Raw genomic sequence first — 10,835 nt, forward strand, 5'->3', positions numbered from 1 at the left:
AACCTCCCGCCTCGATCGCGCTGACGAACGCCTACGGGTTTCGCTTTCCCAAAATCTGTTCCCGATTGCTCTTTCCCGAAATGGCCAATCGGAGACGGAGAAACGGGAAAGATCGTGCTTAACGAATGGCCGTTATTGGGTGCCCGGATCGCCAGCCTGAAGGTCCGGGTTTGGGCGCTTCCGGCCTGTCCGCTTTCCAGACGAATACCGCCGCCCCCTGCCGCCCCCCCTCTATATGCTTTATTCTCCGCCGGTACGTTTTAGGTATGCCCTCAGCTCACCGCTCCAGGCTGGTCCGTTTTATGTGAGAAAACAGCGTATAGAATTCTTGTCAATTTGATCGCTTAGTCCGGCTGAAGCCTAACCCAAGAGGACCATACGGCACCCATTCAAACAGCACCGCTGAAGCTCCATTAAGCGGGTGCTGCTTCGGTCTGATCACAAATTTGTGCAACTGCCGTAAATCCTTTTCCGAAAGCGAACGGCGATCAAGACTAAGAAGACCGGCCCGCTAAGGATCGGGAAATCGAATTGAAGCCCTGCGACGATCGGATTTTCGGTTCATCGCCCTCCCCCGAGGACCGACCAAAATTTTCTCTAGAAAAGCTTCAGCTCAACCAAGCGGACTGATCGGCCAGTTGGTTGGACCACGACTAGGCGAACTTGCCCGGCAGCGGTAGGTGACCAGGTGACGTGCGTGATACCGTTGGCCACCGGGACGTCGGCTTGCGCGGGCAAATCCTGCCAGGTCTCGCCGCGACGGATCTGAAGACGATAGCCCGTAGGCGCGGCAAACTGCTTGCCATCTGAGAAGAACGCCAGCTCGGCGCGGTTCAACGTCTGCGGCTGTCCAAAATTGATCGCGAACCACTGCTCTGCTGCCGTCGTGGTCGGTGACCAGCCGTTGCTCAATTCTGGGAAAAACCAAGTCCGTCCGTCGACTGCGTCGTGCATCGCCTCTGGATTGTCTCCGCTCGAGGCGGTCAGTTTTGGGAAACCTGTCCGATCGACTTGCACTGCCCGGTTGATGGCACGCGCAATAGGTGCGTTTTCAGCACGTGGCAGCGGGATCGTCAGGCGTGCCAGCTTTGCGCTGCGCCTCGCTTCGCGGCCGTCCACTTCGACGCGTAGCCCCACACCCTGTCCGAACCGGCGTCCGTCGACGTCGTAGGTCACCGAAACAAGGTGCCCGTGATAGGGGATCCGTTCGGCACGGAACCAGCGGATCGGTGCGTCGGTGCCGGGAGCGGTCAGCAGCGGATTGATTTCTAGCACGTCGTCGGCGCGGGGGCGGATGCCGACGACGCCGGTCAGGATCAGGTCGTTGAAACCCGAATGGAAATAATGGTGGCTGCGGACCAGCCCGACGATCGGCTTGCCCGTAGCGGGGTCATAATCCTCTTCCAGATCGAGGCGATTGCCCTGAAAATGCATCTGCGCATATTGGCGGAGCAGGCGGAGGAAGTCGGCTCGAGTAACGACCGACTGATTGTAGTGATCGAGCAGGTTGGCCATGCCGGCCAGCACCTGCGTCGTCTGGAAAGGCCAGATGGGGCCGTTCCACTGGCATTCGCGACTGATGCCTTCGTAGCGATATTGCCGCATATAATGTTCGTAGCTCGGCTCCACCGTGCGCAGACCGGCAGGACCGGCCAGTTCGTCGGGTTTCAGGATGTGCGTCCACGCAGCGCTGTAGCGTGCGTCGTCGTCCGGCAGATCGAAGGTCCATGGTACGTAGCCGACGAGTTCGCGCCCGCGGATCGAGTTCCAGTATTTCACATGCGTGTTGGTGACCTGATAGCGGTCGGTAAAGTGCTGGAACTGCGGGTTCCAGAGGCTCTCCTGCACGCGTTGCTTGATGGCGCTGGCGCGGGCGGCATAGTCGGCGGACGCCTTCGCATCGCCGGACAGCGCGGTCATGGCAGACAACGCGCGGGCGTTTGCGAACATGTAGGCGTTAACCGAAGGGCGGAACGCCTCGCCGCCGCGAAACCCGTCCTTGCCGCCCGACGCGTCGATTGAGGATATAGTATATTCAGTCGCGTCGAGCAGCGGTTCGACCCAGTACAGGTTCTTCGACCAGTCGAAATGATCGAACCACGCATCGTACAATGTTCGCATGGCGGGCACATGGGCAAGGACGGCAGTCTGGTCGCCATCGACCAAGTACCTGCTCCAGACGGAGTCGGCCATATAGTCGGTGAAGTGGCGGTTATTGCCGCCCTGATCGTACATATAATCGATGTAGTCTGCCGCGAACCGCCGGTCGTTCAGCCAGCGCAGTTCGTTCAGGTGGAAACCGGTCGCGTCGTTCAGACTAGCATAGGGTTCACGCTGCCAGCTGACGTCGTCCGCGAACTCGGTGGTGATATAGCCGATCTTGCCCAGGTCACGCTGGTGAGCTCGGACGATCTGCCACCGGTAATAATAGACCTGGTCGAGCCTCGGGTCGGACGACTGGAAGAACGGGATCCGATCCCGGTACCAGGCAGCGTCGTTGCCAAACCGCTGTCGCGCAATCGCGTCGAGATCCAGATGGGATGTGGCCTTGGGCGCGGCCTGCACCGCGGGCGCCGCTGTGACGAGCAGGGCGGCCAGCATGGCACGGACGAACGATCCCGCGCATGCGGTCTTGCGGAATGTCATGCCCACCTCTCGTTGTGTCTTCATCTCAGCGGGCGAACCGCCAAGCGTCGACGTCCATGAGGCTATCGTCGCCCTTGCCGCGGAACACCATGTAAAGATCATGCCGCCCGGTTGCGCCCGAAACGGGGGCCGTCCGCTCCTGCCACCGTGCGCCGTCGGCGGGAGCGCCGGCCTGTACCGTGCCAAGCAGGGGGCCGTCGACAGCATCAGCGTGCAGTTCGATGGTGGCGTCCGGCTTGGCGCTGGCGACAGTTGCAACGAAGCTGCGGGCACCTGCCTTGCCAAAATCGACGCCAGCGACCTTGATGTAGCTGCGGTCGGTAGCACGCGTCACATAGACGCCGACGCGGTCGTCCTGTGCGGTCGTCACGCCCATTGCCCAGTCGTAAGGCCGGTCGCGATCGCGCTTGATGCGCGAGGTCCAGGCGATCGTCTCCGCCTCGATCTGCTTGTAGGGATCGAGCGTGCCGATCTGCGGCGCGCTGACCTTGTCCCACCAGTGAAGGTTGGGGATTGTCCCGTCGGCGTTGTAATCGAACTTGGCGACCGAGACCGAGCGGCGTTCATGATGGATCGGCGTTAGCGCGAAATTATGCTCATAGCTAAAGCCGAAGACGTACGAGCCGCCCTTATAGTCGATGATGCCAGGGTGGTTGCCTGTGGCGCGGGTGTCGTGATCCATGATGGGACCTTTATAGGTCCACGGTCCGGTTGGTCTGTCGCTCATTGCATAGCCGATGCCCTCCGAGCAGCAGGTAGAGGCGAACGCCATGTAATAGTGGTTCTTGCGCTTATAGAACCACGGACCTTCCTGGTAATCGGTGATGCGCGGTTGGACCTTGGTGATCGGACCTGCATATGACACCATGTCCTTGTTCAGCTTGACGTACCACAGGTCGGGATTACCCCAGTAGAGATATGCCTGACCGTCGTCATCGATCCATACGGTCGGGTCGATGTTATCGTGGGCTGGCGCGATCAGCGGTTTGCCGAGCGCATCCTTGAACGGCCCGGCTGGCGTGTCGGCAACTGCCACTGCGATGACGTTCCTGGGTTTCCCCACAACGGTGATCGGTGCATAGAGGTAGAATTTTCCGCCGCGTTCGATGACCTGCGGTGCCCAGGCGTCGTTGGTCTGGACCGCCCAGGGAAAGGTCTTGAGCGACGCCACGACACCGCGGTCCGTCCAGTTCGCCATGTCGGTGGAACTGTACAGCCGCCAGTCGAGCATCTTGAACCCGTCGGCGTCATCCTCGTCATGGCTGGTGTAGAGATAGACGACACCGTCGTGCACCAGCGGCGCCGGATCGGCGGTGAAACGGGTCTGGATGATCGGGTTGTCTGCCCGCGCTACGGCAAGCGGTACCGCGATGGCGAGGAAGGCGGCTGCGAATGATAGTCCGTTCATCGTGATCCTCTGATCAGGAAACTCAAAAGCGCACAGTAGTGCGTTGACTAGAATATATCACCCGTTTCAGGACCAGTGCCGCACCGCCAATCGGTAAGACGATCAGCGTGGGGTGCAGGCGGGGGAGAACCGTGAAGCGATTACGTCGCAAATGTTCTAAGTTTTGCGACAGCGGCCCAGACGATCACGTTGTAAGACGTCGATGCCGTTTGCATGGCTTACCACCCTTACATGCGATCCGCGATGATGACTGAAAACATCCGTTTTTCGCACAATCGTGATTACGACCGAGTTTTCCGCACTTCTGGCCGCTGAACGGCAATAATCGGTGGTCAGCGGTCCGGCAGCTTTCAGTTAAATCGGCAGAGGTGGACCGCTGTAGTGATCGCCCTTTTAATGGCTGAGGTCGAAGCCTTCAGCGACAACTTTTACCTGCTTAATGGGTCCGGTGAACCACTTCTTCACCGACACGTGCCAGTAGATGAACAGTAGGATCAGCACACCGCCTACAAGCAACGGGGTGTAGTTGACGAACTTCCATTCGAAGCTCGGGTCCCACGGCACACCGCCCAACGAGGTCGGGAACATCGCGATGATCGAAGTGACGATGATCTCGACAAGCGCGACCGGCGCCATCCATTTGTGGTGACCTCGCAGATTCCACTTGCCGACGGGGAACGAATTCCCAGCCTTCCAGCGGTAGTAGATCGGCACCGCGAAGCACAGGTACAGGCCGACGACGCCAATGGAGGCCACGGCGAAGAACGCAACCGGCACGGGTGCGCCGTTGACGTTGACCTCGACCAGCGCCGGTAACGTGATGATCGCCGCGATTACCGCGGTGACGATCACAGCGTTGACAGGGATCTTGTTCTTGCTGACCTTCGACCAAAGCTGATGACCCGGCACCGCACGGTCGCGGCTAAACGCGAACAGCATCCGCGAGGTACTGGTCTGGACGGCAGTGAGGCAGAACAGCTGACCGACCAACGATATCAGCAATACGACGCCCACCCAGGGCGCGCTCATCGCTTGGCTGAAGATCACCGCGACCGCACCGCCACCCTTGGACACCCCGTCTGAATCGTTCACCGCGAACAGAAATGTGAGCAGCAGAATCCAGCCGCCGATGGAGGAGTAGAAGATAGCCCGCCAAATGCCCTTGGCTGCGCTGTCGGCCGCGTTCTTGGTTTCCTCGGAAATGTGCGCGGACGCGTCGTAGCCGGTGACCGTGTACTGGGTGAGGATCGCCGAAATCGGCAATACGAAGATCAGCCAGCCAACCCCGGAGGTGGCACCGTCAAACATGCCGGTGTTATTGATGGTCTTGGTAAAAACGTCGGACAGGCTGGCGTGTTGCTCGGGTACCAAGATGAGGATGGCGATGACGATGGTTACGCCCGCCACGTGCCACCAAACCGAGATGTTGTTGATGACGGCCAGCAAATGCGAAGAGAAGATGTTGATGGTCGCCGAGAATGCCAGGATCACTAGGAACATGACGAAGACCCTCGTCAGGCTGAAGCCGGCCAGCCATGTCTCGCTGAACGTGCCAAGGGTAAGGTCGAGGAACGTTGCTGCGCCATATGCCGTCGACGCAAGGATGGCGATCAGGCCGATCAGATTTAGCCAGCCCGTGTAAAAGCCGGCCTTGGCACCGCCAAGTTTGGCTGCCCACCAATAGATTCCGCCGGAAGTCGGGAACGCCGAGACCAGCTCGGACATGCACAGTCCAATCATCAGGATGAACACCGACACAATCGGCCAGCCCCAAGCGATCGCCGCGGGTCCGCCGTTGTTCCAGCCGAGACCGAACGAGGTGAAGCAGCCCGCCAGGACCGAAATGATCGAGAACGAGATGGCGAAGTTGCTGAAGCCCGACCAGGAGCGGTTCAGCTCCTGCGTGTAGCCAAGTGATGCGAGGTGCTTTTCGTCGTCAGACAGTTCTACGTGACCCTCTGGCATAGTATTCTCTTTCTCGGAGGAGCGCCCAGGGGGGCGATCGTGGCACAGGGCCAAGTCTCTTGTCCGTCTTGCATCAGCGTTGGGAAAGTGGGTCAAGCCGCGTCAAGGTACAAAAGCCGCCCGTACATAATCATGAAGGGACTACAAGGCTTAAAGCACGTAATAAAACATCGCTACACTTGAAGCGCGTACGGATCATGCTTGCGGCCGGGACTAAGGCCCGGCCGCAGATCATCCGCTTCAACCCTACTATCACATCAGAAGCGAGCCCGGACACCAAAAAGGTACCGAGATCCAGTATTCTGAAGCATCAAAAGCCGGTCCTCTAGCACAGAATAGTCATGTACGTATCGGTTGGTCAGGTTTACACCCTGTACATAAATTTGAAACACCGGAGTCATGTCATAAGAAATACTGGCGTCAAGCTGACCATATGACGCACGATTTTCTGGTCGAGAAGCAGCCCCAAAGCACTGACGAAGGAAAGATGAGCGCCAATTGTAGGAAGTGCGAGCCTGTAAGCCATACTTTTCGTAGAATATGCTGCCGTTTGCCGAGTGAGGGGATAGACCATTGTAACCGCAGCTATTAGCGTTTGTACCGCTGCCTTCGCCACGGTCGACGTTGCTAGATACGTAGGTATAGTTACCGGCCACACCGAAGCCCGACAATGCACCAGGCAACAACCGGTCAAACGTATACTGGCCGCCGATTTCAACGCCCGCGATTGACCCGCTCTGTCCATTTCGCGTGCGGGTATCGAGGAAATCGAAGCCGGCGATAGTTACTGGCAATGTCTGGCTCTCGAGAAAATCGCTAAACTTTTTGTAAAAACCCGATACGCTAAGATAGCTAACGTCCGTGATGTAATATTCCAGCGATACGTCGTAGTTGTCCGACTTGAACGGGCGCAGCTGCGGATTTCCGCCGCTCGACGTTGCGTTAGTAAGCCGGCCGCCGTAGCTGTTATCGACACCGAGCGACGTAAGCGTCGGGCGGGTTACGGTCTTTGACGCTGCCGCGCGTGCGAGCAGCCGTGACGTGATCTCATATTTGATGTTCGCCGAGGGCAGAAAGTCGGTGTAGCTGTTGCGAACGCCGATCGCCTGCGGATCGGTATAGACAAAGTTCAGATTGTCGTCGCCTGGATTGACGAAGATGCTGACGATCTGCTGCCCGAACCCTTCCGAGCGTAGCCGCGTGCTGACGAAGCGGCCACCTATGTTGCCCGACCAGCCGTCGCCCTTGAAGTTGGCGTTGAGATAAGCTGCGAACACTTTCTCCTCGACGTCCAGGCGCGCGTTCGGCCGGTCGCGCTGACCATAAGGGCCGCCCGCCAAAGCCTGTACTCGTGCGGCTTCGGCTGCCTGCTGGACCGCTGTGCGCCCCTGCCGCGGAAGTGCGAGATTGGCGGGATCGGATAGGAAGGCGAAGATGTCTTCCTGATTGAACGTAAAGAAGTCCTTCGGCAGCGCATCGCTACCCGATGCGCCTGGGAGGAAATTGTTAATCGAATAGGCCTGCACGAGGTTCGCCGGGATCGGGATGTCGTATCCGCAGTAGGTGCAAACCGTGTCAGAATTATCAGCGCGAGTGCGCACCTTACGGCGTTCATTGTACGATGCACCGAACATCAGCGATTGCAGGATGCCGCGATCCGCCTTCCATTCGCCGTCAAAATGGAACTCGGTGCCCTTGTCGTTCACTCTCGTCAGGTCGTTCTGAGCAAAGTGGGCGCGCAGCAGGCTAGCGTCGGTGATCGGGCCGAGATTGGTGAGGCCGGGAAGATCGTTTTGTGGGTTGAGGTCGAACCGTACCGACGTCTGCGCCAGTGAGCCAACGACGACGAACTTGTACGGATTGCGCTGCGTTGCCTTGGTGGTGGAGGCGTCAAACTTTAGCCGCAATTGGTCGGAAACATTCCAGGCGAGGTTGGCTCCGATCTGGTAGCTTTCTGTCTCCCGCTGACTGGTCCACACGATGTTATCGTTCTGCTGCCGGGTGACGCGGGAGTCTACGCCGCCGGGTAACGGCTGAAGTAGTCCGGGATTAACCGCGAGGAAGTTCGAGCCGGGACGGTTAAAGCCGGTTACCGTGTTGTTGGCGTCAGTCTCAACCCCAAGAAAACGCTCGGTGAAAAAGTCGCCGTAGCGCCGCGTATATTGGGACACGTTGAATTGTGAATAGATGCCGTCGACTGTCAGTAACAGCCTGTCGGTGAGCTTCCCCTGGATCGAGCCTGCTACGTTGATCCGCTCGCGCGTGTCCTCCTCACGATCGAAGTTGTATTCCCGCGGGATATGAATGTTGTTGGGGCTGTCGACGAGCGCGGAGGTGGTTAGGCCGGTCGAGTTGGCGGTACCGTTGATCAACCCTTCCGATCCAAGAATCCAGCCCCCGATCCGCGCCGAATCCAGCTGGCTCTTACGGTTGGTATACGATCCGGAGAGCAGGGCGCCGAACGTCTTGTCGGCGTTGGTCCAGGACGCGATACCGGAAAAATCCGGGCTAACCTTTTCAGCAAGTGAATCGTAGATGCCGCCGGCCGCCAGTGTGGCATGGAAGCCCGCGCGTCCGTCGAGTGGGCGTGCGGTAACGACGTTGACGGTCGCCCCGATGCCCCCTTCCTGCAGTTGTGGCAGCGAGGTCTTATACACGTCGACGCGCTGGATCAGGGTCGAAGAAAGCACGTCGAAAGAGAATTCGCGACCGGGATTATCGGTAGCCATAATGCGGCCGTTGACCAGCACCGTGTTGAACTCGGGGCCGAGGCCACGAACCGTGATGAACTGGCCCTCGCCGCCCGAGCGATCAATCGCGACGCCGGTAATACGCTGCAACGAGTCCGCAATGTTGGTGTCCGGGAATTTTCCGGTGTCCTCCGCCGTGATGGAATCAACAATGTTCTCGGCGTTGCGCTTGGTGGCAAGCGACGAACGCAGACTACTGCGTATCCCAGTGATGACAATATCGCCGCCGCTTCCTTGCGGTGCCGTCTCGGACGGCCCTTGCGGTTCGACCGGTGTATCTGCTTCCGGCGTACCGGTCGGTGTGACCGAATTCGCGTTGGATGACTGCGCCATCACTGGCGACGTAACGAAGGCGAGCATCGCGGCACCCGCGAGCAAACGAGTTCTCATAATTCTCTCCCCATGTTCAGGGTCTCATGCCCCGCGGGTTCAACTGTCTTGTAGGACTAGTTCTATGTCAAGCGCATTTGCACAAGTGTACGCCGTTGCATCGCCTACAGCCGCTACGGCAGATCCGTAAGGTTTGAAGCTGCTTCAAGCTTTATGTGGGATTGTATCAATTGTTCGACTAATGCTACGCTCGGTACGTCGGCGAATGTCATGCCGCTATTAAGTGCCCGTCGAGCGAACGGGGGGAGAGGAATAATGGAAGAATTTCAGCTCAGTCGACGCACCATGCTGGCCGCCGGCATTGGGGGGGCGGCTTCAGCTACCCTGCCAAACAATGCGGCCGCAAAGGCTGGTACGGGCGCAGGAGTGTCGCGGCTGCTCGCGCCGCGTCCGCCGATGGGCTGGAACAGCTGGAACAGCTTCGCCACCACGATTACCGAAGCGCAGGCTCGCGAGACGGCCGCCATCATGCGCGAGAAGCTACTGCCGTTCGGCTACAACATCTTCACTGTCGACATCCAATGGTATGAGTCGAATGCGACGAGTTACGAATATAACAAGGTCGCTACCCCAACGCTCGATACGCATGGCCGCGTCATTCCTGCGCCTAATCGCTTCCCGTCCAGTGCTAGCGGCGCCGGCTTCACTGCGCTCGCCGCTGAAGTGCATGCGATGGGGATGAAGTTCGGTATCCACGTGATGCGCGGCATTCCGCGCGAAGCAGTTCGGCGCAATCTGCCTGTGCTCGGCAGTGACGTCCGCGCCGCCGACGTTGCCGATACCACGAGCATTTGCCCTTGGAACCCCGACATGTACGGCGTGGACATGACCAAGCCGGGCGCCCAAGCATACTACGACAGCATCTTTGCGCTTTACGCTTCATGGGGCGTGGATTTCGTCAAGATGGACGATATGAGTCGACCCTACGACGCGCATGCGCCGGAGATCGAGGCGGCGCACCGCGCGATCCAGCGATGCGGGCGTCCGATTATGCTCAGCCTATCGCCCGGCGAGACCCCAGTGGCTCGCGGTGCGCACGTCCGCGACTATGCGCAGATGTGGCGGATCAGCGATGACTTTTGGGACGAATGGTCGATGCTAGAGGCGCAGTTCACCAGGCTAGAGAATTGGAATCAATGGCGCCGCCCCGGTGCGTGGCCGGACGCTGACATGCTTCCGCTTGGGCGCCTAAAGCTCGGAACACGCGACACCAAGTTCACGCCGGACGAACAGCGCACGTTGATGACACTGTGGTCAATTGCGCGCTCGCCCCTGATCATGGGGGGTGATCTGCGCCATCTCGACGCCGCGACACTGGCGCTGCTCACCAATCGCGAGGTTCTCGCTGTCAATCAAGCGAGCACCGACAATCGGCCACACTTCATCGCCGACGGCACACGGGTCTGGTCGGCGCGCGCAGACAGGAGCCGCGATCAGTACGTTGCGCTATTCAACACCACCAACGCAGCGATGGAAGTTGGTTTGCCGCTTCGCGAACTTGGCGTCACCGGCACGGTGCACGTGCGCGACTTGTGGGCGGGGCGCGAACTAGGAACCGCGAACGGCCGGATCGCTGGCACCATACCATCGCATGGGGCTGGCTTGTACCGAATATCGGCGGGATAAATGCCATAGGACTGAGGGAAGTCGAGAGTTGCCTAGAGTTTGTGGATCGC

General features: G+C 59.1%; 5 protein-coding genes. 1 reads left to right on the forward strand and 4 read right to left on the reverse strand.

Translation table 11 applies throughout. From position 1 onward, the window contains the following. Positions 1-597 precede the first annotated feature (597 nt). The 4 genes from QBJ92_RS11535 to QBJ92_RS11550 all read right to left on the reverse strand — a co-directional run bounded on the left by QBJ92_RS11535 (position 598) and on the right by QBJ92_RS11550 (position 9,159). Positions 598-2,646, reverse strand: a complete 2,049-nt coding sequence (locus QBJ92_RS11535) for an MGH1-like glycoside hydrolase domain-containing protein (RefSeq protein ID WP_277969845.1) — start codon at positions 2,644-2,646, stop codon at positions 598-600. A 25-nt stretch (positions 2,647-2,671) separates the two neighbouring features. Then, the gene (locus QBJ92_RS11540) at positions 2,672-4,054 is read right to left on the reverse strand and encodes a glycoside hydrolase family 43 protein (protein WP_277969846.1); all 1,383 of its coding nucleotides are present in this window, start codon (positions 4,052-4,054) and stop codon (positions 2,672-2,674) included. 393 nt (positions 4,055-4,447) lie between these two features. Further along, entirely contained in the window at positions 4,448-6,019 is a 1,572-nt protein-coding gene (locus tag QBJ92_RS11545; protein ID WP_277969847.1) for an amino acid permease, read from the reverse strand. A 257-nt stretch (positions 6,020-6,276) separates the two neighbouring features. Beyond that, positions 6,277-9,159 carry a TonB-dependent receptor gene (locus tag QBJ92_RS11550; protein ID WP_277969848.1) on the reverse strand — a complete coding sequence of 961 codons (2,883 nt, stop codon included), beginning with the start codon at positions 9,157-9,159 and terminating at the stop codon, positions 6,277-6,279. Positions 9,160-9,414: 255 nt separating this feature from the next. Between QBJ92_RS11550 and QBJ92_RS11555 the strand changes: the two genes are divergently transcribed. Continuing rightward, positions 9,415-10,785, forward strand: a complete 1,371-nt coding sequence (locus QBJ92_RS11555) for a glycoside hydrolase family 27 protein (RefSeq protein ID WP_277969849.1) — start codon at positions 9,415-9,417, stop codon at positions 10,783-10,785. Positions 10,786-10,835: the final 50 nt, after the last annotated feature.

This window comes from Sphingomonas echinoides, from assembly GCF_029623395.1.
GTDB classification, from domain to species: Bacteria; Pseudomonadota; Alphaproteobacteria; order Sphingomonadales; family Sphingomonadaceae; genus Sphingomonas; species Sphingomonas echinoides_A.